Annotated in this window: 25 protein-coding genes and 2 pseudogenes; 12 read left to right on the top strand and 15 right to left on the bottom strand. The window is 40.6% G+C overall.

From position 1 onward, the window contains the following. Nucleotides 1-251: 251 nt before the first annotated feature. Both KA717_34785 and KA717_34780 read left to right on the top strand, forming a co-directional pair. Nucleotides 252-1588, top strand: a pseudogene (locus KA717_34785) (IS5 family transposase). Between the two features lie 444 nt (nt 1589-2032). Next, nucleotides 2033-2233: a hypothetical protein gene (locus tag KA717_34780; protein UXE60627.1), complete on the top strand. Its 201-nt coding sequence runs from the start codon at nt 2033-2035 to the stop codon at nt 2231-2233. 46 nt (nt 2234-2279) lie between these two features. On the opposite strand, the gene dnaG is transcribed toward KA717_34780, so the two are convergent. From dnaG to KA717_34760, 4 genes are all read right to left on the bottom strand, one after another. Further along, on the bottom strand, nt 2280-4205 hold the full coding sequence (gene dnaG / locus KA717_34775; protein ID UXE60626.1) for a DNA primase: 1926 nt from the start codon (nt 4203-4205) through the stop codon (nt 2280-2282). Nucleotides 4206-4355: 150 nt separating this feature from the next. After that, nucleotides 4356-4907: a hypothetical protein gene (locus KA717_34770; GenBank protein ID UXE60625.1), complete on the bottom strand. Its 552-nt coding sequence runs from the start codon at nt 4905-4907 to the stop codon at nt 4356-4358. Between the two features lie 61 nt (nt 4908-4968). Continuing rightward, the gene (gene folK / locus KA717_34765) at nt 4969-5502 is read right to left on the bottom strand and encodes a 2-amino-4-hydroxy-6-hydroxymethyldihydropteridine diphosphokinase (GenBank protein UXE60624.1); all 534 of its coding nucleotides are present in this window, start codon (nt 5500-5502) and stop codon (nt 4969-4971) included. After that, the gene (locus KA717_34760) at nt 5502-6314 is read right to left on the bottom strand and encodes a carbon dioxide-concentrating mechanism protein (GenBank protein ID UXE60623.1); all 813 of its coding nucleotides are present in this window, start codon (nt 6312-6314) and stop codon (nt 5502-5504) included. The genes folK and KA717_34760 overlap by 1 nt, the downstream gene beginning before the upstream one ends. Before the next feature lie 145 nt (nt 6315-6459). On the opposite strand from KA717_34760, the gene KA717_34755 reads away from it, so the two are divergent. The 4 genes from KA717_34755 (at nt 6460) to KA717_34740 (ending at nt 10479) form a co-directional block, all read left to right on the top strand. After that, nucleotides 6460-7548 carry a hypothetical protein gene (locus tag KA717_34755; protein UXE60622.1) on the top strand — a complete coding sequence of 363 codons (1089 nt, stop codon included), beginning with the start codon at nt 6460-6462 and terminating at the stop codon, nt 7546-7548. Between the two features lie 224 nt (nt 7549-7772). Next, the gene (locus KA717_34750; GenBank protein UXE60621.1) at nt 7773-8729 is read left to right on the top strand and encodes a caspase family protein; all 957 of its coding nucleotides are present in this window, start codon (nt 7773-7775) and stop codon (nt 8727-8729) included. A gap of 41 nt (nt 8730-8770) precedes the next feature. Continuing rightward, entirely contained in the window at nt 8771-9463 is a 693-nt protein-coding gene (locus tag KA717_34745; protein UXE60620.1) for a hypothetical protein, read from the top strand. 20 nt (nt 9464-9483) lie between these two features. After that, nucleotides 9484-10479 (top strand): hypothetical protein, encoded by a 996-nt coding sequence (locus KA717_34740; GenBank protein UXE60619.1) that lies wholly within the window; start codon nt 9484-9486, stop codon nt 10477-10479. A gap of 154 nt (nt 10480-10633) precedes the next feature. Here the strand turns inward: KA717_34740 and KA717_34735 are convergent, their stop codons facing one another. Both KA717_34735 and KA717_34730 read right to left on the bottom strand, forming a co-directional pair. Then, nucleotides 10634-11047 carry a PIN domain-containing protein gene (locus KA717_34735; GenBank protein UXE60618.1) on the bottom strand — a complete coding sequence of 138 codons (414 nt, stop codon included), beginning with the start codon at nt 11045-11047 and terminating at the stop codon, nt 10634-10636. Beyond that, nucleotides 11047-11235 carry a hypothetical protein gene (locus KA717_34730; protein UXE60617.1) on the bottom strand — a complete coding sequence of 63 codons (189 nt, stop codon included), beginning with the start codon at nt 11233-11235 and terminating at the stop codon, nt 11047-11049. The genes KA717_34735 and KA717_34730 overlap by 1 nt, the downstream gene beginning before the upstream one ends. Nucleotides 11236-11466: 231 nt before the next feature. Here KA717_34730 and KA717_34725 point away from each other — a divergent pair, with 231 nt between their 5' ends. The 6 genes from KA717_34725 to KA717_34700 all read left to right on the top strand — a co-directional run bounded on the left by KA717_34725 (nt 11467) and on the right by KA717_34700 (nt 13687). After that, on the top strand, nt 11467-11625 hold the full coding sequence (locus KA717_34725; GenBank protein UXE60616.1) for a hypothetical protein: 159 nt from the start codon (nt 11467-11469) through the stop codon (nt 11623-11625). A gap of 128 nt (nt 11626-11753) precedes the next feature. Then, entirely contained in the window at nt 11754-12011 is a 258-nt protein-coding gene (locus KA717_34720; GenBank protein UXE60615.1) for a type II toxin-antitoxin system ParD family antitoxin, read from the top strand. Nucleotides 12012-12013: 2 nt separating this feature from the next. Then, nucleotides 12014-12334, top strand: coding sequence for a type II toxin-antitoxin system RelE/ParE family toxin (locus tag KA717_34715; GenBank protein ID UXE60614.1), 321 nt, complete (start codon nt 12014-12016; stop codon nt 12332-12334). A gap of 342 nt (nt 12335-12676) precedes the next feature. Then, on the top strand, nt 12677-12943 hold the full coding sequence (locus KA717_34710) for a DUF433 domain-containing protein (protein ID UXE60613.1): 267 nt from the start codon (nt 12677-12679) through the stop codon (nt 12941-12943). A gap of 3 nt (nt 12944-12946) precedes the next feature. Then, entirely contained in the window at nt 12947-13102 is a 156-nt protein-coding gene (locus tag KA717_34705; GenBank protein UXE60612.1) for a DUF5615 family PIN-like protein, read from the top strand. A gap of 48 nt (nt 13103-13150) precedes the next feature. Further along, nucleotides 13151-13687, top strand: coding sequence for a Uma2 family endonuclease (locus KA717_34700; GenBank protein ID UXE60611.1), 537 nt, complete (start codon nt 13151-13153; stop codon nt 13685-13687). Between the two features lie 135 nt (nt 13688-13822). Here KA717_34700 and KA717_34695 read toward each other — a convergent pair whose 3' ends face one another. The 9 genes and pseudogenes from KA717_34695 to KA717_34655 all read right to left on the bottom strand — a co-directional run bounded on the left by KA717_34695 (nt 13823) and on the right by KA717_34655 (nt 24077). Next, the gene (locus tag KA717_34695; protein ID UXE60610.1) at nt 13823-14164 is read right to left on the bottom strand and encodes a DUF5615 family PIN-like protein; all 342 of its coding nucleotides are present in this window, start codon (nt 14162-14164) and stop codon (nt 13823-13825) included. Continuing rightward, nucleotides 14164-14490, bottom strand: coding sequence for a DUF433 domain-containing protein (locus tag KA717_34690; protein UXE60609.1), 327 nt, complete (start codon nt 14488-14490; stop codon nt 14164-14166). The genes KA717_34695 and KA717_34690 overlap by 1 nt, the downstream gene beginning before the upstream one ends. 957 nt (nt 14491-15447) lie before the next feature. Then, the gene (locus KA717_34685) at nt 15448-15681 is read right to left on the bottom strand and encodes a hypothetical protein (protein UXE60608.1); all 234 of its coding nucleotides are present in this window, start codon (nt 15679-15681) and stop codon (nt 15448-15450) included. A gap of 346 nt (nt 15682-16027) precedes the next feature. Continuing rightward, nucleotides 16028-17309, bottom strand: a pseudogene (locus KA717_34680) (ISKra4 family transposase). A gap of 507 nt (nt 17310-17816) precedes the next feature. Continuing rightward, nucleotides 17817-19319, bottom strand: coding sequence for a hypothetical protein (locus KA717_34675; GenBank protein ID UXE60607.1), 1503 nt, complete (start codon nt 19317-19319; stop codon nt 17817-17819). Next, nucleotides 19306-20226 (bottom strand): SH3 domain-containing protein, encoded by a 921-nt coding sequence (locus KA717_34670; GenBank protein UXE60606.1) that lies wholly within the window; start codon nt 20224-20226, stop codon nt 19306-19308. The genes KA717_34675 and KA717_34670 overlap by 14 nt, the downstream gene beginning before the upstream one ends. A 312-nt stretch (nt 20227-20538) precedes the next feature. After that, complete coding sequence (locus KA717_34665; protein UXE60605.1) at nt 20539-21024, bottom strand: DUF3782 domain-containing protein; 486 nt, start codon at nt 21022-21024, stop codon at nt 20539-20541. A gap of 179 nt (nt 21025-21203) precedes the next feature. Further along, nucleotides 21204-22568 (bottom strand): NAD-dependent succinate-semialdehyde dehydrogenase, encoded by a 1365-nt coding sequence (locus KA717_34660; GenBank protein UXE60604.1) that lies wholly within the window; start codon nt 22566-22568, stop codon nt 21204-21206. 376 nt (nt 22569-22944) lie between these two features. Continuing rightward, nucleotides 22945-24077, bottom strand: a protein-coding gene (locus KA717_34655; GenBank protein UXE60603.1) for an IS630 family transposase whose coding sequence is annotated in 2 segments (ribosomal slippage) — nt 22945-23654 and nt 23654-24077 — 1134 coding nt in all. Because the reading frame shifts where the segments join, the coding sequence is not laid out codon by codon here. Between the last annotated feature and the right edge of the window lie 438 nt (nt 24078-24515).

The following is a 24515-nucleotide window of genomic DNA, read 5'->3' as shown; positions in this document are numbered from 1 at the left end:
GTCTTTATTCTTAGAATCATCGTTAACTAAGGGTTGAGGTTTTGTGGGGCATTTGTCGTTCAAACAATTCCTCTCTGTATAGTACCATAGATTTTGGGAAAAGACTCAGGCGTGATGGAGCCTAGGTAGGGCTTGCTGAAAAAAGCTGAAACCTTTACGGAGAAAAATAGTAGGCGAATTAAGAACCGCTAGAATGCACGAAAATAGGGTAGAATGCCTCAAAACCATTGCATTAAGAAGAGAGAAAGCAGATGTACCGAAAGCAACAGTACTCAATTGAAACACCAGAAAACTTGAAAAATCTGTTCGGCGGGCAGTTAGACGAAGAAAATCGTTGGATAGAAATGTCAAAAATGATTCCCTGGGAAGAATATGAGGAAGAATATGCAAAAAACTTCACAGAAAAAAAAGGAGCCCCAGCCAAATCATTTAGAATGGCATTAGGAGCATTAATTATCAAAGAAATTTCAGGAAAAAGTGACAGAGAAACAGTAGAACAAATAAAAGAGAACCCTTATTTACAGTACTTTATAGGAATGGAAAGCTATAGTAGCAAAGAAGCATTTAATGCGTCAATGATGGTTCATTTTCGTAAAAAAATAGGAATGGAATTAATAAATAAAATTAATAAAGAAATAGAAAAAAAGCGACGGGTGTAGCGTCAGAAAAAAAAGAAAATGAAGGAAAGTTATTGTTAGATGCGACTTGTACACCAGCAGATATAAAATATCCAACGGATATAGGAATATTGAATGATGCCAGAGAAAAAACAGAAAAAATAATAGATAAGCTGTATGAAGAAATAAAAGAGAAAAGGAAAGAAAAGCCGAGGACTTATAGGGAAGTGGCAAGAAAAGAGTACTTAGCCATAGCAAAAAAACGTCGTGTGTCAAAAAAAGAAAGAAGAAAAGGAACAAAAAAACAACTAGGATATATAAAAAGAAACTTGTCTCATATAGAAAAAATGATAGAAGAGGGAGCAAAGTTAGAAAAACTAACGAAAAAAGAGCAAGAAGAGCTTGTAACGATAGGAAAAGTGTATGAGCAACAGTTAGAAATGTATGAAAAAAAGACAAATAAAGTAGAAAACAGAATTGTGAGTGTAAGCCAACCTCACGTGCGTCCAATAGTGCGTGGAAAAGCGGGAAAAGCAGTAGAGTTTGGAGCTAAAATATCGGCAAGTAATGTGAATGGCTTTGTCTTCTTAGACAAATTAAGTTGGGATAATTACAACGAATCGGGAGATTTACAAGCGCGAATAGAAGAATATAAAAGGGAAACAGGATGTTATCCGGAATCGGTTCATGTGGATAAAATCTATCGAACAAAAGCGAATCGAGCTTATTGTAAAGAAAGGGATATAAGAATGAGTGGTCCCCGATTGGGAAGACCGCCGAAAGAGGTGAGCAAAGAAAAAAAGAAAGAGGCACGCTCAGATGAAAGAGTGCGTAATGCCATTGAGGGTAAATTCGGACAGGGAAAGAGGAAATTTAGTCTTGGTCGAGTGATGGCCAAACTACCTGAGACCTCGGAAACGGTAATTGCGATGAACTTTTTGGTAATGAATCTTTCTACTCTACTTCAGAAGACAAAAAGTAAAAAGTTGTAGAGTCGTTTTTCTTGTGAAAAATGGTGTTAATTTTCCTCTCTTTTGTGAGGAGTGATTTGTGTTGACCTTTTTAGACAGAAAGGAACAATAGATTAAACAAAATCTGTATTTTGATTTGTTTCCATAAGGATAAGTTATCTATGCTTTTTCAGTCCATACTTCCCTAACCCACATTTCTTTCGTTTTTTGACTTTTTCAGCAAGCCCTAGGTATTGAAAAGCATATACTCTAGTATGACGCAACCCCAATGGAGAATGAGTGAAGTATCATCAAATACTGACAAAGAGTCACCGCAAGCTCTAGGATAAGAGGGATGGACTAAAAGCAACGCGAATTCACATAATAGATGTCTTGCACAATAGCGTTTGATCCCCCTAAATCCCCCTTAAAAAGGGGGACTTTCTTGAATTTGCAAGAGGTCTAATGTTAGTCATCCTTAATGAAGAACAAGTCTTCTCTGCAAGGCAAGTTTGCCAGGGATGTTTGCTGGCAGATCAACAGGGATTACCTCGCTGGCAACCAGGGCGACTTCAGTGTGGTAATGCGGTTAGGCCAGTGGATAGTCATCAGCCTATTCTTTATGAATGCCAAATGGGATTTAAACTGACCAATATTGAGACCTAGAAAGAAATTGTGTTTGTCGAAACCTGTCAATCCGTCTAAAAAAGTATTAAAAATCGGAGGGTTTATGATTAAGACGTTCTTTGTTTAAGGTTTCTATTTTATCCTTAGCTTTTTTCAATTCCTGCCAATAATATTGACTCCCTTCAGTAGCTTGACGTTGATGAAATTCCTGTAATTGTTTCTGGCAGTGTTGAGAGTAATTTTCCCAGACAGCTATTTCTAAAACGGCGATCGCATCTAAAACGTGAAGGGAGGGACGGGAAAGATCTTCGTTGGTTTTTTCATTAAGATGAAAAAGATATTGAGTAGGCTGCATAGATTCGGGAAACAGTAAAGCAATATCCTGTAAGCGAGAAAGGAGTTGATTGTCGGGATCGGCTAGGGAAGGAAAATCGGTTTGGATCTCTTGAATTTTTTGCCACAGAAAACGATGGGGATAAAAATTAAATAGTAAATCTTTGCTTTCTAATAGTTCAGTGATTTCAGTACGACAATCTGGACAGTGTAGATAAAGTCTTAATAACAAGGCTTCAGCGATTTCTAGGCGAGTCTTTTCTTGAGAAATTTTCTCTATTTTTTTAGATGTTTGGATAGGCCGCCTAGCTATGATAGAGGAACCTTTTTTCAGTTGACTCAATAAATTATTAGCTTGAATCGATAGAGTTTGTGTATCTCCTTGACTCAGAATTTCTGCACATTTTTGCAGATAATAGGTACGTTTATTGCCATCCTCAAGCTGGTTTAATAATTTCAGCATTTCCTGAGCGACTTGCTCAAAATGATCAGCTTGCTTAAGATTTTTATGAATGAGTAATTGCTGAATTTGCCAATCTAACCAAAGCGGCGCGTTATTAACTAAATTTTCGTATTCTTCAACCGCCTGACTACTGGCTTTTAAAAACTCATCCGCATCTTTGCCGGCGGGTAAGTTTAAAATCCTTAAATTGACCTGACCGCTATAGACCAACGGTTCAATTTCAGCGATCGCCCGTTGAGTTGCTTTGACACCTGCCTTATCAGCATCAAAATTAAAAATGATTTGTTTAGAATCGGTATAACGTAATAATAATCTAATTTGCTCTTGACTTAAGGCCGTCCCCAGAGCGGCAACGGTATTCGTAATTCCAACAGATTGAAGGGCAATAACATCAAAATAGCCTTCTACGATAATCGCTTTATCTCTTTTTTGAATACTGTTTTTTGCCTTATCTAAACCAAAAAGAGTTTTTCCTTTATTAAATAACGGCGTTTCGGGAGAGTTCAGATATTTGGGTTCATCACTGCCCAAGGTTCGACTGCCAAAAGCAATAATTCGACCTTGACTATCCGCAATGGGAATCATCAGGCGATCGCGGAATTGATCATAGTAACCATCGTTATTTTTACGGGGTTTAATCAGGCCCGCTTCGACCACTAGAGCCACTGCATAATGTTTTTGTTCAACGAGATAACGATAAAGGGTTGACCAACCATCAGGCGCGTAACCTAATTGAAAGTGTTGAATCGTTCCTGCGGTTAATCCCCGCGTTTGATAAAGATAGTTGAGTGCTTTTTCTCCCTGGGGCTGATGCAAAGTATGTTGATAGAAATGACTGGCAACAGCTAAGACTTCATACAGTTGTTCGCGAAGAGAGAGTTGGCGTTGTAATTCTTTTTTTTGTTCCGGCTCTAGGGTTTTAATGGGAACTTGATAGCGTTGGGCTAAATCTAGCACCACATCACTAAAGGAACGCTTGCCTAATTCCATCAAAAACTTAATCGCATTGCCCCCTGCCCCACAGCCAAAGCAATAATACATCTGCCGAACTGGACTAACACTAAAACTAGGGGTTTTCTCATCATGAAAGGGACATAAACCTTGATAATCTTTGCCCCGTTTTTTGAGCACAACATAGTCGGCAATGACATCCACAATGTCAACCCGTTGTTTTACCTCTTCGACAGTATCGGGATGGAGACGCGGAACTTCCATAGTGAGTCGTTAGCGATAAATTTACGCCCTAATTTCAGGGTAATTAATAATCAATTAAGATATAGCGTTTTTTACTTTGGTGAGATCTCTACAAGTCTTGCTAACAAGGGGCTTAAGCCCCTTGCCCGTAACTCACTTTTATGAAAATTGCTATAATTGCTGAGTTGTCCAGATTGTCCAAGCATCTATCAAGCCTAAAAAAATAGTTAGAGCTAAAAGGATAAAATACATCCATGGTTGGGCAAGTGGTTTAATGTCAGTCGTATCGATCTGGGTCTTAGCTTGAACAAATTCCACTAATTGCTTAAAACCAGCCACACGCATGGGTAATAAATAGGCTCGATCCTCTTGGATGGTAGTGAAATAATAAACGAAACCGCCTTGACCCGTTGTTCTGAGTTTAAGAGCCTTGATTTCTAGCCATTGTAATGACCAATTTTTCCGCAAAATCCAGGCAAGCCAAGCGGGATAGGTAACTTGAATACCTTGTTCATCTAGAATAACTTTTTCGCTCAAAGCCCCGATCAGAAAAATCAATCCTAAACCAATACCTAGCCATAAAACCATAGGAGAAATAGCAACTTGTGTAAAAGCGGCTAGAAAGGGTAAGGGAATAGTCAGAACACCATAAAGGCTGATCAGGGTAATTTTAATTAGGGGGGAAATGCCCAGGATTAAGACTTGAGGAGTGGTATTTTTCATCGAATCGTACCAAACTAAAAAAGGTGCAAGATAAAAAAGAGTAAGATCACGTTTAAATTCCCTAGATAACGACTTGTAAAATTCCATCGGCATTTACCCGTTGACTTAGTTCCAAAATCGTTTGTTGAGAAACGGGATCTATCCAATTTGGCGCGATTTCTGCCAGGGGAATTAAGACAAAAGCTCTGTCTCGCATACGGGGATGGGGAATGTGCAGGTTAGGGCCAGTCAGTTGCCATTGATCGTATAACAGCAAATCTAAGTCTAGGGTTCTAGCTCTCCAGGGTTCTTTTCTAACCCGTCCAAACTGTTCCTCAATGCTTAACAGTACGGCCAATAAGGCTTGAGGGGATAGGTTTGTTTCTAGGATGGCACAACCGTTTAAATAATTGGGTTGGGGTGGCCCCACGGGCAGGGTTTCGTACCAATGAGAATGGCGGAGATGACGAATCCCCTGATATGCTGACAACTGCTTGAGACTGGCGACCAAGATTTGCTGGCAATCCCCCAGGTTACTCCCTAAGGCGATCGCACAGGAAAACCACTGTTGAGTTGGCATCCTGGATAAATCAGCGATCGGATGACAGTCTGACATTAAAGTAGGCGATCTTCCGTGGGCTGTACAAGTTTTTGAGGACGAGCCATCACCGCCTTTTCCAATTCCGGCAGGGCAATTAACTCTCGTTGTTTTTCGCGGACAGCATTGGGAAGCAACATGGGTAACGGCTCTTTTTCATCTAACCAATAGCTGGCTACCGGCAAGGTATGTTCCAAATCCTCTAAAAGACGGGGGATAATCATCACGGCATGGAGTTCGCCAATGCGTTCTGCTTCCTGCATTCCCGCTTCGATCGCCACTGCCACATTGGCCACCGAGCCTCGAATAATGGCCGTACAAAGACCATCGCCAATAATTTCATAGGAGGCTAGTTGTACGTCTGCTGACTTGAGCATGGCATCTGCGGCCCCTACCATGGCCGGAAAGCCCCTGGTTTCCAATAAGCCAATAGAACGATTACTGAGACGACTATAGCCCTGTTGTTGTTGAGCCAATTCCACTAAATGACTACCGATGGGAAAAACGGCCTCCAGATTGGGCATAGGACGGGCAATCACCAATTTTGAGACTAACTGACCGAATTGTTCTGCGGTTCTGGCCCCTTCTTCCACCGCTAGGCGCACATCGGCAATTTTTCCTCGTACTACTGCCGTACAATGACCACTACCAATTTTTTCATAACCCACCAGGGTTACCTGGGCAGATTTCAGCATCATATCTGCTGTCCCCACGATCGCCGGAAAACTCTTCGTAGAAACCAATCCTAAAGCACTATCACTGGCCAATCGAGTCGGTTGATCGCGTTGATATTGGGGAGCCGGAGGACGAGGGAGATTTAGGCTAGACATGAAAAAAGTCCTAAGTAATCAATCTTGGCAGTTTCGCGCCGTTAGAACGAGGGTAAATTGCTTTGATACCATCTAGTCTATCCCTATTACAATGAAACTTAACTGAAGATTTCCTTCGGTTGCAATAATCTTTGCTAATCTTTCAATGAACGACAATTTGCCTTCCAACCCTTCCCAACTCTCTGAAGAAACGACGACTGAACTCCTACGCTTCCTACTGCATAAGGAGGGAACCTGGGTAGATTGGGGCAAAGCCTGTCAACAATTGCAAAAAGCGGGTTTTTCCCCTCAGACGATTTTTGAACAAACGGGATTTCAGACGGTTCAGCAAAATTTAATTATTGTCGCCGCCCAGGTCTATGAGTCTTTAGTACGGGAAGCGGTAGAGGAAACCATCCTCAATTATTACCTCGGCCCCAAGAGTGATGTACTCTACGAATTGCGGATTTTGAACCAAGTTCAACGGGCGACGGCTGCTATCACAGCCCAGGCACAAAAGCTAGATGCAGAAAGTGCCAAGGAATTGGCCAGGGCCGTTCAGGATTTTTCCCATTTTTCCCAATTGCCATCGGGTTTTACCAATCATCCTGGTGATGCCCTGGCCTATCAGTGCTGGAAATTAGCTAAACAAAATAAGGATTTAGCGGCCCGAACTCGTCTCATTGCTAAGGGTTTAAAATTTGCCCATTCTGCCACTGCTAGAGCGGCGATCGAACAATTACTATCTGATATCACGGTTTCTTCCGCTAAAAAAGCTCCCCTAGTGCCTCTCTATCGCCTTGAACAGGAGGAGCAAGTTTCTCGTCTTGTGCCGGTGGCCGGCAGCTTACCCCTCAGTCGTGAACAGATTGCAGCCATACCTCCCCTGGCGATCGCCGAACCCTTTGGAGTCGCGCAGTATGACGGTTCAGGAGCTTTAGTTCCGCTTCCGGGTTGGCAAATTGTCCTCAAAGCGGTGGATCCCCTCGCCTTTTTTTGTCAAGGTAGCCAGGTTTCTGAGACGCTAACCAGCAAAAATGAAACGATGTTAGTGGTTATTGATCGGGCGGCAACGACTTGGGATGAAAATAGTTATTTTTTAATCAGTGATGATGATTCTGATCATTCCGTTGCTATTCAATGGTTTGAAAGTTCGCCTACGGTTGCTCTTTTAGGTCAAGTTATTGTTGTGTTGCGGCCCAAGCGTATTTTGGATGAAAATAATCTCTTGGAACCCTGGCAAATGGATGATTAACCAGCTTTTTTATTAACTTATTCGCGATCGCCCTTCTTCAACCTCTCAAACAGCGATCGCCTGTTAATTATTAAAACTCAAAAATTAAGATAGCCACTTTCATAACTTAGGTTAAGGAACGTAACTGATTGTTAAGCTAATTTATCAAATCGGCGATCGCACTCAAAGTATCTTTAAAATGTGATTTTTCGATTAAAATAAAAGCTAGTTTATGGGGCAAGACGATGGCTGAAACGTTTAATCATGGTTATGCTTTGTTGATTGGTGTGGGCGAGTCACAATATGCAAAGTTGTCTTTGCCTGTAACGGTTAAGGATACGCAAGCGATTTATGGGGTGCTAACTGACCGCGATCTTTGTGGTTATCCTCCAGACCAGATTCGGATACTTAATAATAATGAAGCTACTCGTGATGGCATTTTACAGGGTTTGAGCTGGCTGAAGGCAAAGGTGGAATCTGACGGTGAGGCTACTGTTATCGTTTATTATTCGGGGCATGGATGGGTTGATAAAGCTGATAATTGCTACTATTTGATACAACATGATGTGAAGCCGAGTAAGTTGGCTGAGTCGGCATTATCGGCTGAAGTATTTACAAATGCGATACGCGAGATTGAGGCTGAAAGGTTGTTAGTTGTGATTGATAGCTGTCATGCGGCAGGAATGGCAACTTCTAAGGATGCTGAGTTAATGGATGAGTTTGATGGGTTTGAGCGTGTGGCGTTTTCTAAGGGGTTAATTGAGGATCTGAAACGGGGTAAGGGTCGAGTTGTATTTACGTCTTCGGAGGGGCATCAAAACTCATGGATTCTCAAGGATCAATCACTGAGTATCTATACGTTTCACTTTTTGGAGGCGTTGCAGGGGGCGGGTAATCAGGCGGGCGATCTCGTGGTGCGGGTTTCCAATTTAATGAATTATTTGGGTAAGTCTGTGCCTGAGACGACGAGACAGGTTTATAATCGCGACCAAACGCCACATTTTGATTTTGATACGGGTGATTTTGCGATCGCGTTATTGAGGGGTGGTAAGGGTTTGTCTGAAAAAGGAGAGGATGAGGTGAAGTCTAAGGAAAGTCGGAAAATCAACAAAATTGGTGATAGCATTATACAGAACGGTAAATACATCAATAATATCAATGAGGCTCATGGATTGCATATTGGTGACGTTTACAACAAATGACATTTGGACGGCGGCATTAACCCTCTAATCTCAAGGTTAAGATGATGGACTCAGAGCAATTAAACGGTATCATTGCGCGATTTCTAGAAGGCAGTCATACCGAGGCAGATATGATTATTTTGCCTTCGTTACTTAAGGATGGAAATCCCGAAGTTAAAGCGCAGCTTGCTAAATTTAACATTAATATTGCTGACGGAAAAGATATTCATATTGGGGATATAATTTATCAAAGCGTAAAAAGTGAAACCGTCAAAAGCGAACTTGAAAATTTATTATCTAGGAGATCAGATCCTTCAAGTATCCGTGCATTTTTTAAAAAACACCCTAAAATAATACAACGGGCATTTGATTGTGAAATAGATTCATTAATTTTATGGGATTGTCCTCTAAACAACCACATTTTTGATATTTGTATAAGTAAATACTACCCAACAACGCATCGTCATTCATGGCGTGTTGTTCAATTTGGAATAGTTGATGGCGATATTTTAAATTCAATAGAGCAATGCATTGACAATATTAACCTACTGCGTAATTGGGTTTCTCAAAATCTAAAGATAGCACGAGAATCATTGCCAGATTTCAAATCAGATTTTTTTGGTGATATAGTCTTAGGCAGAAGAATAAATTTATCACCTGAAGTATTTAAAAAAATTCAATCGACAAACGATAACTTAATGGGAATTCGGATTAGAACCTACGATTGGATTTTACAAGAAACCGCTAATTTATAAATGAACAATTGAGGTTTATTATGCTTGACGAAGATTGGTTAAAATCATTAAGATTTGAATTACCTGATGACTTTATGGAGATTCGGGAAAAATGGAAGGTTACTGGACTTGCGGGTGTAGGCAGTACGGCAGTAGTATTTAATGTGGAATCGGAAAATGGCGAAGATCTTGTCATAAAAATTTATCACCAATTGAGTTTTTTTCTGAAAGAAGTTCCACCTTGGCTTATTAAGGGTGGCGAATGCAATATTGATAGAATTAATCAAAAGCTGTACTATTTAATTGGCAATCCTCTCATTGATGATATGTGCTATCAGTACAAGCGATTATATGCATATATGTTTTCTTCTATTTATGGAGCTTATCAAATACACAAAAAAGATAAACTCACAAATATGACAGATGAGCATTTTGCTGTTTTCTCTTTTATGTACAACCATAAACTCAATAAAGAAAGTTCTTTCATTCTAAAGACTCCTGGCATAAAACGTAAGTTGAATGATCTCATGTCATTGTCTCCTAATCCTATTGATCTATCTAAAGAACATTCTCTGTTGGTAAAACAATCTTGCGGAGAAGATTTACGATCTGAATCTCTAGACTTTAACTTTCCTTTCGAGATTTCTGTTGATAGAAAGGAAATTACTCCTTTGGCAGAAAGCATTCTATCAAGTATTGAAGAGTTAGTTCCAGATCTACCCTATCTAAAACCTGAATCAATTATAAATAATCCCCTTTATATTTGGGGTGCAGCAGTTATGGATGATCTTATTACTGAAGAAACAATGCCTATAGCAATATCATTCATCCGCGAAAAGTTTGGTAATTTAAGTAAACACCCAGAAATGGAAAACTGGATATCACAACTTGCATGGTTTGCTAATCTTTATGTTCAATGTTTAGATCAGGGACAAAATAATGAAATATCTCGAATCAAAAAATTCTTAAGATTTTGTCTACACGCAGGATATGTATTTCCAATATACGATAAAGACGGCAATATGATTAGCCTTTGACACTTGATAAAAATTCTATTCTAAATTTTTATCACTAGCATTTCGCAATTTCAGATCCAAGATTACAATTTTAACAAGGAATATGATAAAAGTGATCGTCTATGCGCTTAACCATGAGATAGGCGATCGCCTTTGACAAACTTACGACAATGATTTAACTTAGCTGCTTCACCAGCTCATCAGGCGACATAATCAGAATTGGAGAACCGACAAACCCCGCAACATCACGAGTAACGATCGCATCTAAACTTGCCCTCATTGCCGCCGCAACCTGCACAGCGTCCTCAAAATCAGTCAACCCCAAATCCACCGCTTGTTGGATTACCCCGCGATCTACCGCACAAATTTCCATCAAAATCAATAACTTTGAGATCATAGCGATCGCTATTTCTGTGCTTTTAGTATGACGCTTTACCAGATAGTGAATATCCGTAACAGTCGTAGCAGAGATAAACCCTTGAATCCTGCCTAGTTCCACAGACTCTAAAAGATACGCCGCATTTTCGACAAAGGGAACACGCGCCAACACCGCATCTAGTATGACATTTGTATCAAATAAGACCTTCATTACTTCTGCAAGAGCCTTGTTTCTAAAATAGATTTAACCTCTTCATCCGTAGGTGCAGGCGCATCAATCTTCGCAATACCCACTAAACTTGATGCAATGCCCTTGTATTTATTCATCAATGCAGGTTTTGACCGCAGAGATTTCATTAAGATATCGATTAATTCCCAACGATCATCTTCAGGAAGCATTAGTACTTGTTCGTGAAGTTTCTGAAAAGTCATACAGTTTAAACCATAAAATGAACTAAATGAACTTACACAAGATTGTAACAAATTGTCTTATGTTACCTCAAGCAATAAGGATCATATTCCGTCAAAACAAACGCGATCGCGTATAAACTTAACCATGAGATAACTAGGCGATCGCCTATAACAAGCTTGCTACAATAAACACAACTTACAATCTCCAAATCACAAACCATGCAAATCATCCTAGAAGTCCCCGATCGCCCTGGCGAAAAACTACAACAACTAGGCGAGCAACTCCCTGAAACCCTAGAGCGATTACTTCAAGACATTCCCACCCCAGAAACAATCTCTTACCAGGAAGATCGCCAAATTATCGGGAACGACTCATAATGTTTTTGGCATTCAGGTAGGAGTTAGTGTTAATATATTCGTTAGAAAATCCTCGTCGCCGTCTCCATAATCTCAGAAGTGCAACGTTTACACTTCTATCTTAAACTTTATTGTTAGGAACAAAGCTTATGTCTATTACACTAAAACAAGAGCAAGAAAAATTTATCATGGATAAGCTTCAACAAGGTAAGTACAAAAGCACTGAGGAGTTATTGGCTACTGCTTTTCAACTTTTGGAAGAAAATGAACAAAAGGAACAAGAAATCATTTGGTTACGCGAGAAAATCTTAGAAGGTAAACAGCAAATGGAAGAAGGCAAAATAACTGATGGAGAAGTTGTTTTTCAACGCCTTGAGGAGAAATTAAAACAGATGAAAGGTAATTAGGTATGAGTTATTATAGCTTTTCTGATTTGGCAATAGAAGAAATTGAAGAAATTTGTGAATTTCTTGCCCAAACTCACCCAAGATTGGCTAGTCAATGGTTTGATGAGGTGCGAGAGAAATGCAAGCTAGCTTCTTCTTTTCCGAGTATGTCCAAGAGTTACGCCTGGCTCGATCCTGATTTACGAGGATTTGTGATAGATGACTATATTATTTTTTACTATCCTGCTGAAAATGGTATTAAAATTATTCGAGTCATTCATGGCAGTAGGGACTTAAAAGTTTTATTCCAAGATATTTTAGATAACTCTATTGATAAACGTTAATTAGTTTATGGAGAAAGCAAAGATTTATTTTGCTCGTAGAAAATTGAGCGGTGTTGTCAACGATCCTAACCCTTTAGACGATGAAATATATCGTGCGACTCATCAAAAAAGTGATTACTATTAGTTTAGAAGCTGTTCAAATTGTTAAAAATTTACCCGATTTAGGCTTACCAAAAGACTAGAGCTATGACAACCTATGCACTTAACCAGAAGATGACAAGGCGATCGCCCTTCACCAGATTGCTACAATAAACACAGTTCTAATCAACTAAAATCGCTATGACCATTCAAGAAATCGAACATCAACTTCTCAATATATCACTCGCCGACCGAGCAGCGATCGTGCAACGTCTCACCAAAACCCTAAACAAAAGCGGCAAAGGAATTACCAAAACAGCAGGCGTTTGTGGTGGCGAAGCTTGCATTGCAGGAACCCGAATAGCAGTTTGGTTACTAGTCGAAGCCCAACAACTTGGCATCACCGAAGCCCAACTCCTACAAGACTATCCCCACATCACCGCCGCCGATCTCGTCAATGCCTGGACTTATGCCGAAGCCTATCCCGAAGAAATTACCGCCGTAATTCTTGCAAATAACGAGGCAGCCTAACCAATGGCACGACTATATGCAGACGAACAATTTCCACGAGCAGTCAGCCAACTACTTCGGAATATGGGACATGACGTTCTGACAGTCCAAGAAGCTGGCAAGGTAAGAGCGATCGCCATTAACCAAATTGTGACACTAAAAATAATTCATTGGTCTTGAATCTTAGGCAAAGAGAAAAATATGCTTGCCATATCTCAACAACCCAGAATGTCCATAAAAGAATATCTTGAATGGGAACCCCAGCAAGATCTGCGCCATGCATATATCAATGGTGAAGTATTCGCCATGACAGGCGGCACACTTGCTCATAATGACATCACCCTCAACCTCTACAGAACTTTATATCCCAAAGTGCGATCACGCGGATGTCGCATCAACGTCGCTGATGTCAAAGTACAAGTTGCAACTAATAACCCCTATTACTATCCTGATGTCGTGGTTAGTTGCGATCCTCAAGATCTCAACGCGCGTAAATTTATCCAAAGTCCTACAATAACTGCCGAAGTTCTTTCTCCAGGAACCAGTGCGAGAGATCGAGGTGAGAAATTCACCAACTATCTCACCATCCCCACCTTACAAGAGTATCTACTCATCAACTCCGACAAAATATCAGTAGAGCGTTACACACGCGGCGAAGGCAGAATGTGGCTGTATTATCCCTATATTGCTGGCGAGACAATTACCCTATTAAGTCTTGAATTTGAGTTTGCGATCGAGCTTATCTACGAAGGGATTGTATTTTAACTAGAATAGAAAACCCTTAGTCCCCACCCATGACCTTCACAGCAGTCCTCGAAAATATAGCGCGATCGCTTATGTGCTTAACCATGAGATAACAAGGCGATTACCCTTCCCAATCTCAATTAAAAACGTGATCGCCTATTTCATTGGACGCACCACACTAACCAATTTACCTAGCAATATCTCGTCTGCCAAAATAGCTGCATGAATTCTCTTCGCTAGTGCCATTCTATCTCCGTCATCTGTACAAATAATAATTCCAGCATGATCGGGAACCGATCTATGCAAACGCTTAAAATCCTTGCGATTTAAAGTTAGCATGACACGCCTATTAATAGCCGCAAATTCAAGAACGAGATCGTCGGGAATTTTCAAATTAGCGTTTCCCGCCTCTTGGACAGTAAGCACATCATGCCCAAAATTGCGTAAATGCTCTACAACCTCATAGGGAAACTGCTCATCTGCATAGAAACGAACCATTAGGCTTCTTCATTCTCCTTAATCGCTAAAGCAATTTCTTCGGGATACATAGAAGCATAAAACCAAGCATTTGCTAAATCACCCACCGATAGAGTGGGATAATCTTTTAAAAGTTGAGATTCACTAATACCAAGATTGCGAGCATTAACTAAAACCCACACAGAAATACGAGTTGAACCAATACAGGCATCGCCACCACATACCTCCAAGGTTTTCTGAATGCCCCGCCAAGGATTGCCAAGACTTTGAGCCAATATCTGAATTGCCCGCGTTTTTTCATTTTGGCTTAAAGAGAGTAATTGCGGTTCTAAACTTTGTAGCGTCATAAAATTATTACCAAACTGTGAGCCGAGAGTCAATATTATTATACTGACCTGACAACCTTAAATTATCCTAGAAGTCAGCGATCGCCCTTTTAACCATAAGATAACTAGGCGATCGCCTATAACAAGCTTGCTACAATAAAACACAACTCCTAATCTTCAAATCGTAGCCAATGCAAATTAGGCGTTGCTGACTTGAGGTATGAATCTCTAAAGATGCAATTTTTAAAACATTGACTCACACTGGTTTCTAGATGTATGCAAAATTCTATTTCATACCCTGATTAAGCAACGCCAGAATTCCCTCCTTTTTTTTGCTACAATCGTTATTGAGTTTCAAACCGCGTAGGTTGCGCGATTGTTGGAATTGACAAGTGTTGATACGTCACAACTCGATTCTCAGTTCGAGACTCTTAAAAAGGCTCGCGCTGGGGAGCAGTTTACCAGAGATAATGGGGTCGTATTGCACTCAAATACCAATGTTGCCGACGGTATCCTGCAAGAAGGGAGGATTTTGAACTCCCCGCCTCCTTGTTTTTTAAAAAACAAAGGAAATATTGCTAGAACGGACTCGGAAGTTTCCAGTAATTGATACCACAAGGAAGTTGATTATTGGAGGCGAAAACGGACAAAGGCAAGTCCCAGACCCTAGAACCAAGGAAGTGTAAGCCTCCATCGGTCAATCGGGGAGCGAATATAAAGCAGTTGACGCTGTTTAACTTCGGTTAACTCCGTTTTCTGTGTGCCTCCAAAACGGTAATTTCTGCTCTGGCTGCTTCGGCTAAGGGGTCTTTACTCATGGGTTAAAGGAGCGATCGCCTGATGTTAAGAGAGGGAATAACAACAGTTAGATTCACCGCTAAAGAGTGCCATGAAAAAACAACGATGTGGTGACTGAGTTTTTGAGCGTGTTGGGGGTGAAATAGGCGATCGCACTTTGAGACTCAATCATTTCCAGATTTATTGCTGTTGTTGTTTGGCGTAGGTATCTACTAAATTACGAATCATGGCTTGATAAGAGGCATTGTGATTTTTGGCTTCACGCTTAAAAAATTCAATACTTTCTTGGGTAAATTCCATCGTTACTCGTACCGTTGTTTTTCTGGGGACTAATTGTTCTGGAGATGGCAAAAAATCTTTGACGATGGTGAGGTCGCCAATGGGTTCTGCGGGATCAGGAGTTATGTTTTTCATAGAGTTTTCGACTTTTGCGCCATTCGGCGGCTCCAAATATACGAATTACATTGCCACGATAGGTAGGGTTTGCCGAATAAAGGCAGAACCTTTATCAGATAAGCTTTTCAGCCATTTTGAACACGATTAGGTGCAAGCTTATGGCATTTGAAGGCTCAAAATCCATGCACTTTGCTAGAAAATTGTGGGTTAAAATCGGAAACTGATTTCTGAAGTCACCATTTTTCGCGCCCTGTGGCATCTAGGTTCGATTTGCAGACTTATTCAGCAAGCCCTAGGTAAAGCGGACGGTTAAAACTCTATCTTCGACTTGGGTGCGACCTTTAGTTGATAAAAGCTGTTGTAATCAGGGTTCTACAGGGAACCCATATTGATCAAGTTTTGCCCAAAATTGACTCCATCGTTCCTTGGTCAATACCAAAGCTCGTAGGCTCAAAATAATTCCTGCTCCTTTTTCCTTCCATCGCATCCCTGAACAACATAATCGTTGTTTGACCAACGTCTTACAAGCTGCTTCCGTAACACCTGAACCAATCGGATACTTTTTCTCTAAGTATTCAGCATAATCCATTTGATGCTGATGATTCTCGTAATAAGTAATCGCCGCTTGTAGTTTCTCGGTAAGATTCTTAGAATGACTTTTTTCTTCTTTGACTTCTTTCATCAGATTTAGCAGTTCTCCTGCTTTTCCTTTTTCATGCTTGAGTTCTCGACAATTTTCAGTCAACCATTCTTTTTGTTTTGACACGGTATTCGGATGCAACGCTTCTGCCAAGGCACCTAAGTAACCAGAGGCATGATAGAAATCTAATATCTGTTCTTCCGTTTGCTTTTCTAAAAACTTCCAATTTGATTCTGCCCCGTCTGCTATCCCGACCAATGTTGCCTCTGGATAACGTTTTTTCGCTCGCTCAATTTCTCTTTCTAATCTTTCTAGAAAACTCTTTTTTCCATACTCTGGTGCCGCACCTAGATAGATTGTATGTTGACGTTCTCCCTCACTATCGTATAGGGAAACGGTTCCCACCATTGCTTCACGGTAGCCATCCTCACACATCAGCATACAGGTTCCATCTAATCCTATTCCCACTGTTGCAATTTGGCTATCCTCCTTGGGCGGGGCATAACTCCACGCTTCTTCTTTTGCCTGTACCACACTTCCTACTGCTTCACTCAATCTTTGGATATAGGATAGCGCTACTTTTCTACCATGATTTTCTAATAAATCATTTTTCACCTCTTTGCCTGCCATCCCTGACATTTTTGAGGATACCTGTTTTGCCAATAATGGCGTTGATGTTATGATTATCCTTGCTTCTCTTTCTAAGGGGCAATACGTTTTTCCTCAAAGGTGAACGCTGATATACATGACGATTCACTATAACCTCACCATAAGGTGTTTGATATTCTTTCGGTTGCTCTCCCTTACTCTTCCAGATTTCTTCACCGATTTTTAAGGGTGAACCATCTGTATCTAAATATTTCAAGGCTTCTTTGCTGGCGATGCAACCTACTTCGTTTAAGCCTTTTTGAATATTTATTTCTGTATCCAACATTGAACGACTTAGTTCTAATGTTAGTTCTATTTTTATCTTTGAACCCTCTACATTAATTAGTTTTGCTGTCATCATTGTTTCCTCTTTGTCACTTTTCATCTCATGTTAACACTTTTCTTTTCCTTCATCAACTAAAAGTCGCACCCTTCGACTTTGCCTATACAAAACCAACGTTCTTCTGTTTTGCTGTGGTTGGCATCATGGACAATCAAACGATGGGGATCGAGGAAGGCATATTGAGCGGTCTCGAAGTCCACTCCATGTTTTGCTCGGTTGTCAGCGTTTCTTTGAGCATCCCAATCGAAGCTAGATCGCATATCATTCTGCCATATAAATTATACACATTAAGCCAGAATAACGTCGGGTGATCGCTTAATGTTGCGTGAGGGAATACCAACGGTTAGATTCACTACTAAAGAGTGTCACGAAAAAACTGCCGATGTGGTGGTTGAGTTTTTGGGTAGGGGCTTAGTTTCTAAGTCCAATATTTCTGGATTAAGAAAGCAAACCCCGACATTAATAGTTGATAATTATACATTGTCAATTATCTATTGTTCATTCAAAAAAAGAGCGCACTAATTATTTTTTTGGTGTGGCAACAATTCCACCAAAGTAAGCTTTTTTAAATTGTTCTTTAGACAATGTAAGAGGCTGAACTTCTGAATAGCCCCATGTCCAATACTTTAGTTTTACCTTGTCGCCTTCTACTAAAGTCGGGGTTTCTTCAAGCACAATAAAGTGACCACCCCAACTATCTACCCCTAAAATACCAGGCTTAATACTCAATATAATATCTTGTTTAGAAGGATCACCTAAAGCTTGAGCATCTTCCAACGTAGCATGACGATAAGCATCGAGATTTATGGGAACAGGATAAATAGAAAAGGTCTTATCTTGAACTTCTGTATATAGTCCTGTTGCTTTTAACCAGTCAACCACTGTGCCAGTTGGAGTAGATGATAGCAATGTTTGCCACCAAGTATTATCAGTTCCTTTATATGTTTCGGGATAATTCGTACTTCTTAAAGCAGTCATCATCATCCAATCTGTAGCTTGAATTTCTTTAACGGCTTTCTTTACGTCGTCAAAGTTTTGACTTCTTAGTTTTTCACTAGCTGTAATCTTAAGATTGCCAATATGACTGGAACCAGTATTATATAACTCCGTAACATAACGTCTTACTGCTTCTGGATCGCGTTTGAGCCAAATCTGAAAGAATGCCGCAGGCCCACACAAATTAAGGCCTTCTTGTGCAACAAGATTTGAATTTTTGATTAACTCATCTAAACGTTGAGCGACTTCATCTCTTTTTAAATTATTCCAGATACCACAATCCTGAAGGGTGTCACTATTCGGTTGCCGAAAACAAAATTTAGATACAATGCGATCAAATGCAGGTTTATCATCAACTGAACGTGCATTTAGACTCAATAAACCACAAACTGCGACTAGATAAAGATTACGAGGATGTTCAAATGCCACACAGGATAAGTCGTTCATACCATGACTTATATATTTTGCTATTTGATAGCCATTGTTTGATTTTTCAATACGAAAATCAGAGTAAGCATATGATTGCATTGAGTTCTTATATTGCTGAAGATTAGGAGCCTTAATTATGGAAATATCCGCCATATGTAATGGCTCATCATCTTGTATATTATTGCTTTTTTTACACTGACCATACTTCCAGTTGTATGGATCATATATTATTAAACCATCTCTTCCTTCATTCCATGCTGTACCCATCTTTTCAAGATGATATTCACGCGGATAGCTAAAAGAGAAATCATTTTTATAGCGATACACTTTAGTCTCTTCATAGCGATATACTTTATCAGGAGGGTTTATTTTTATATTTTTGACTGAATCAGTACATATCTTGAGGTCTCTATCATAATTATTAGTTACTTGAGGCTTTTTAGCCATAACAGATTGCATGGGCAAACATCCTACCATTAATGCTGTTACCAAAGGAAATAAAACTTTTTTCATGGGAAATGTACCTATTGTTATAAAAGAAATAAAACTTAAAAGAATTCGGCGATCGCTATTGTAATAAAACCAATTATTTGCTAACAATCGACTTTAGAACTTCCAGGGCTGTTTTGGGGGAATTAGCAACGCCAACACAAATAAAAGCAGATTGACTTTCAGATTCTTTCTCAAATACACACCAGGAAGGTTTCCATCGAAACCCATTCGACTTCGAAAAGAAAGCCTTTCTCCCATCAGGAAGTTCTGATCTTTGAGAGGTTTTAACCTCCTTACGAAATTCTGGTCCATCTACTCGCCCACCACAACCCATAACATAGATTAGAGAACCTGAGTTATAAAGCTTCTGAGGTAATCCGTCTTTAAAAGCCGCATAATTAGATAATGGTGGAAAATCATTACCAACGACCCTATCAATATTCATCGTTGGGTATTGTTTGAACGGAATCAAAGATAGTCCTGATAGACTAACACCTTCTTTCGCAATAACATAAGCATCACAGAAATTACCAAACTCTACAATAACAACTTTCCCTTTTTCAAAACCAGCAGGCAAGTGGCGAGGAAACATATTACTAAACAATGAAAGGTTATTCTTTTGGTTGATGAGTTTGAACTTTGGATAAGTCCAAATCTGTTGAGCATTAGCGGTTGACTGACGATTGTTATGATTCTGTGGAGAAGATGAATTTGGAGAAGAAGATAAATTAATTAAATCCTGTCGAACCCATCCCTTAGCTCCTGAGACTTTGAATTTTACATAGTACCAAGTATATCCGTCCTTTCCTTTAGTTTGCCGTAAAATTTCTACAATATCTCCAGGTAAGCCATATTGGGGAAATGGAGATTCAATTGATGGGCCTGTATGAACATTAATCCTGCTATTAGGATCATTGGCAGTGAGAGTGGCGGTAACAGCCATAACAGACGATGAAAATCCCAAAGCTATTAAAGTTGAGGCTGTTAATCCTAAGCAAATTGTCTTGATGTTCATGGTTTTTATAGCTCATTTTTGATAAAAGATTCAGAAATCAACTCTTGGCTTATTGAGATTTTGTATTTGTCTGCTCCCACTAGCTACTATTTTTTTGAGAAAGTAGTCCGTTTAGCCGCCAGTATACTAGTCAATGATTGAACAGTAGGCGATCGGGAGTGTTCATAAATCCAGACAAACAACAATATTTAACCCAATATAGCGTGAAAAATAGCTTAAAATACGCGATCGCAGTTTATTTTTGTAAAGTGGAAAAAGGGCGATGCCATAGGCACGCTTCGCGCACGCAGTTTAATGATAAATCAAGAAAAGTTAATAACCTTGAGGTTGAAAGTTTTCAGGAATATCGAGTTCAAATACTTCGTCGTGAATGCGAGCAACATAGAATCCTTCTTGTAGAGTTTTTTGGCGCAATTCAGGAGACATATCAACGGCGGCTAAAATGCCATAGAGTTGTTTATTTTTATGTTCAGGGCAGAAAAATCGAAAACGTTGCAGGATGCTTTTAAGTTGGGTAATCGAGTCTTCTACAGGATGGTTTTTGACATCTACAATGTAGGCAGCATTAATGGGAGCGTTAGCATAAGCAAGGACATCAATTCTCATCTGTTCTTCACCGTTTCTGCATATCCTTACACTCGGACAGATTACATTTATTCCAAATTGGTCGCGGAGAACAGCTTCCATTGAGGGTAGAGCTAATCCTTCGGTAAATCCGCCAAATTTAGCCCCGAATCTGTTAATTTGTCTTTCGGACTCGGCTAAGATTTGCCATATGTCTTCGGATGTGGTTGCCATAGATGATTTTTCTCCTTGATGTCACCTAATCACTATTTTATCGGATTTTAAGCGATGCCAAAGGCACGCTTCGCGCACGCAGTTTAGTTACTAATTTAAAAAGGCGATCGCCCTTTTTTACAAAACTTATCCAAAGCAAAATTTGTTTTCATACCTTGATTAAGCAACGCCACTATTTGCTATTGAATCCAGACAGTTTTGGCATTAACAAATTCAAGAATGCCCATTTTGCCTAATTCCCGACCAATGCCAGATCGCTTGATACCACCAAAGGGAATACGGGGATCGGACTTGACCATACTATTAATGAAAACGGCTCCGGCTTCAATGCCATCAATTAATTGTTGCTGTTCCTGGGGATCATTTGTCCAGGCAGAGGCTCCCAAACCAAAGGGAATATCATTGGCCAGAGCGATCGCCGCTTCTAAATTGGGAACACTAAAACCAAGGGCAACGGGGCCAAAAAATTCTTCTCGGTAGGTCGGTACGGTGGGTGGAATATCGGTTAAGAGCGTGGGTAAGTAAAAATAGCCAGGTTGCTCTAAGCGTTTACCCCCTAAGCGTAATCTGGCTCCGGCTGCGAGGGTTTGGTTAACTTGTTTTTCAATATCTTGCAAAATGGACTCGGTGGCTAAGGGGCCAATGTCCGTACTTTCAGCAGTGGGATCGCCTACCTTAAGCAGTTCCAATTTGGCGGTTAATAGGTCAAAAAAGCGATCGCTGATGGTTTCTGCCACAATAAAACGTTTAGCCGCAATACAGGATTGACCATTATTTTGCATCCGAGCAAAAACTGCCACGCTGGCCGCCTGTTCCAAGTCCGCACTTTCCAGCACAATAAAGGGATCACTGCCGCCCAATTCCAACACCGTCTTTTTAATTTCTTTGCCGGCGGCCGAGGCTAAACTGGCTCCTGCGAGTTCACTGCCCGTTAAGGCGGCTCCTTTGATGCGGCGATCGCTCATCAGTTGACTAGCGGCTGGCCCACTAATTAAAAGAGTCTGAAAAACCCCCTCTGGAAAACCAGCTTCTCGAAAAATTTCTTCTAGCATTAAGGCGCATTGGGGAACATTAGAAGCGTGTTTTAAAACCGCCACATTGCCTGCCATTAAGGCTGGAGCCGCAAAACGAAAAACTTGCCAAAAAGGAAAATTCCAGGGCATGACAGCCAAAATCACCCCTAACGGTTGATAGCGAATAAAACTTTGACTGGCATCCGTCGTTACTAATTCATCCGCTAAAAATTCAGCCGCTTTTTCGGCATAAAAACGACAACCCAATGCACATTTATTCACCTCGGCGATCGCCTGGGTAATCGGTTTACCCATTTCGAGGGTCATCAGTTCGGACAGTTCTACTTTGCGCTGTTCGAGAATGATGGCGGCATTGAGTAACCATTGGCGACGTTGGCTAAAATCCAGATGACGATAATGCTTAAAGGTTTGCTGGGCAAGTTCCAATTTAGCATTAACAATTTCTGGACTATGGGCAACAAAGGTTTTGACTAACTCGCCTGTGTTGGGATTAATGGTTGCGATTGCCATAGGAATACTTCTAAAAATATTTTGGAGATAAAAGTCTTTTTGATCGTATGGTATCTTGAGAGTGGTATTTAAACTATTTTAGTTGAAATTCTCAAAATTATATGTATGAGAAACTTTAATTTGATCTATTTGATTCCAAACACGGTTTAGCGTAGCGGTGGCCTATTCAATTTTGAAGTGCATAATGTCTGATGATAGGCCTTTAGACGAAATCCGTTAATTAACCCTTTGTTAAAGCTACCTTAATTTGGGTAGGGGTTTGGCTCCCGAATTCAGAGAGTATAGGACTTAGAGACTCATTGGTGTGCAACTTAAGCCAAAACTCTTACTAAGTAGGGTCTGCTGAAAAAGTCCACAAAACGAACCTAGTGGTCTGTCAATTTTCTATTTGTGGATAAAGACGCTTGAGACGGATACGAGCCTCAGCCGTCGTGAATTGCCAATCTACCGACTTTTGGGAATGATTGCGCTGAGTGTACCAAGCCGTTGTTTCTTGCTCTAAAGTTTCCCGATCTGGAATTCGACGAGCTAGGCATTGCCGAGTCATTGCGGACAGCTCGTTTTCAGCAATATTAAGCCAACTGCCATGTTTTGGGGTATGGTGAATTTCCAACCGTTCGACTAGACGACGAGCCGTGGAAGGCTCAAATGCTTCATATAGTGAGGCAAGTTTGTGAGTATTTAGCTGATCACATACTAAAATGACTTTGTCGTTATCAGCATAGTCGTTATCGAGTAAATTCTTAATTTCTGTTGCCCAGTCAACCGATGTTCTACGTTCACTGACAACTGTCTTTCGCCACCCAGACAAGGGTTCTGTAAACATAAAGATATTGGCTGTTCCATTGCGTTCATATTCGTAATCATGCGCCTCTGGCTGTCCAGGTTTGGCTGGTAGAGGAAGGCGGGTTTCTTTGACCAATTGTATAGGTTGCTCATCCATGCAAATCACTGGACAATTGGGGTCATAGGGTCGGTGATAAATTTCTAGAACATCTTCCATGTTAGACACAAATTCGGCACTCTTTTCTGGTGGAATCACGTACATCTGTCGCAGATGAGGTTTTAGTTCGTTTTTTTTAACACTTGACGCGCGGTTTCGTGACTAATTGCTGGCACAATTTCTAACTCGACCGCCTTGTCGGCTAGTAACCTCAATGTCCAACGGGCTTGACCAGCAGGCGGTTCTCCACAACGTAAGGCGATTAGTTTTGCTTCTACCTCTCCATCAATAATCGGTTGACGAGGCGGCGTTTTGCGGGGCTTGCGGCTTAATGCTGACTCCACACCTTCATTGACCAATCGCTCCCTGAGATTGGCGACTGTGTTACGGTGACAACTAAAGGCGGCGGCAGCTTCCTCATCCGTCCATCCTTGTCCATTCACATCAATGTTTAACAGAATATTGGCGTGCTTAATTTTGTAAGCCGCTCCTTTGCCGATGGATACCAAATCTTTTAGGGTCTGACGTTCTTCTTGACTTAATCGGACAATATAGGTCTTGAGCATGGTTACTTATTACGATATCTGTTGAGGTAATGAATAGCCTCTCCATTTTCCCTCAAATTCACAATCTTTAGCTTGACAGACCACTAGATGCCACAGGAGGCGAAAAATGGTGACTTCAGAGAGTAGTTTCCAATTTCAACCCCCAGTTTTCCAACGACGTGCATGGGCTTTGAGCCTCCAAAGGCCATAACCTTGCACCTGATCGTTTTTAAAATGCTTGAAAGCATTATCTGGCAAGGGTTCTATACTTATTCAGCAAGCCCTAAGTAAGGATTGTAGGATAGGCTAGGCGGTGCTAACACATCATCAATCAACGATTAATCAGGGGTTATGGCCGCAAGTACTGACAAATAAGGCTCAATGAGATGCTCTAAAGTAGTTTCAAAGCCTTAATCAGCAAGAGTTACACATTAAGTTGACACCAATGGAGAGTGTCAC

Source organism: Woronichinia naegeliana WA131 (assembly GCA_025370055.1).
Taxonomy (GTDB): domain Bacteria; phylum Cyanobacteriota; class Cyanobacteriia; order Cyanobacteriales; family Microcystaceae; genus Woronichinia; species Woronichinia naegeliana.
This window is presented reverse-complemented; position numbering and strand designations above follow the sequence as displayed.

Bases quoted from the DNA above. Each gene is read 5' to 3' on its own strand.
- KA717_34780 (UXE60627.1), top strand. From the start codon at position 2,033: ATGTTAGTCATCCTTAATGAAGAACAAGTCTTCTCTGCAAGGCAAGTT.
- dnaG (UXE60626.1), bottom strand. From the start codon at position 4,205: ATGGAAGTTCCGCGTCTCCATCCCGATACTGTCGAAGAGGTAAAACAA.
- KA717_34770 (UXE60625.1), bottom strand. From the start codon at position 4,907: ATGAAAAATACCACTCCTCAAGTCTTAATCCTGGGCATTTCCCCCCTA.
- folK (UXE60624.1), bottom strand. From the start codon at position 5,502: ATGTCAGACTGTCATCCGATCGCTGATTTATCCAGGATGCCAACTCAA.
- KA717_34760 (UXE60623.1), bottom strand. From the start codon at position 6,314: ATGTCTAGCCTAAATCTCCCTCGTCCTCCGGCTCCCCAATATCAACGC.
- KA717_34755 (UXE60622.1), top strand. From the start codon at position 6,460: ATGAACGACAATTTGCCTTCCAACCCTTCCCAACTCTCTGAAGAAACG.
- KA717_34750 (UXE60621.1), top strand. From the start codon at position 7,773: ATGGCTGAAACGTTTAATCATGGTTATGCTTTGTTGATTGGTGTGGGC.
- KA717_34745 (UXE60620.1), top strand. From the start codon at position 8,771: ATGATGGACTCAGAGCAATTAAACGGTATCATTGCGCGATTTCTAGAA.
- KA717_34740 (UXE60619.1), top strand. From the start codon at position 9,484: ATGCTTGACGAAGATTGGTTAAAATCATTAAGATTTGAATTACCTGAT.
- KA717_34735 (UXE60618.1), bottom strand. From the start codon at position 11,047: ATGAAGGTCTTATTTGATACAAATGTCATACTAGATGCGGTGTTGGCG.
- KA717_34730 (UXE60617.1), bottom strand. From the start codon at position 11,235: ATGCTTCCTGAAGATGATCGTTGGGAATTAATCGATATCTTAATGAAA.
- KA717_34725 (UXE60616.1), top strand. From the start codon at position 11,467: ATGCAAATCATCCTAGAAGTCCCCGATCGCCCTGGCGAAAAACTACAA.
- KA717_34720 (UXE60615.1), top strand. From the start codon at position 11,754: ATGTCTATTACACTAAAACAAGAGCAAGAAAAATTTATCATGGATAAG.
- KA717_34715 (UXE60614.1), top strand. From the start codon at position 12,014: ATGAGTTATTATAGCTTTTCTGATTTGGCAATAGAAGAAATTGAAGAA.
- KA717_34705 (UXE60612.1), top strand. From the start codon at position 12,947: ATGGCACGACTATATGCAGACGAACAATTTCCACGAGCAGTCAGCCAA.
- KA717_34700 (UXE60611.1), top strand. From the start codon at position 13,151: ATGTCCATAAAAGAATATCTTGAATGGGAACCCCAGCAAGATCTGCGC.
- KA717_34695 (UXE60610.1), bottom strand. From the start codon at position 14,164: ATGGTTCGTTTCTATGCAGATGAGCAGTTTCCCTATGAGGTTGTAGAG.
- KA717_34690 (UXE60609.1), bottom strand. From the start codon at position 14,490: ATGACGCTACAAAGTTTAGAACCGCAATTACTCTCTTTAAGCCAAAAT.
- KA717_34685 (UXE60608.1), bottom strand. From the start codon at position 15,681: ATGAAAAACATAACTCCTGATCCCGCAGAACCCATTGGCGACCTCACC.
- KA717_34670 (UXE60606.1), bottom strand. From the start codon at position 20,226: ATGAACATCAAGACAATTTGCTTAGGATTAACAGCCTCAACTTTAATA.
- KA717_34665 (UXE60605.1), bottom strand. From the start codon at position 21,024: ATGGCAACCACATCCGAAGACATATGGCAAATCTTAGCCGAGTCCGAA.
- KA717_34660 (UXE60604.1), bottom strand. From the start codon at position 22,568: ATGGCAATCGCAACCATTAATCCCAACACAGGCGAGTTAGTCAAAACC.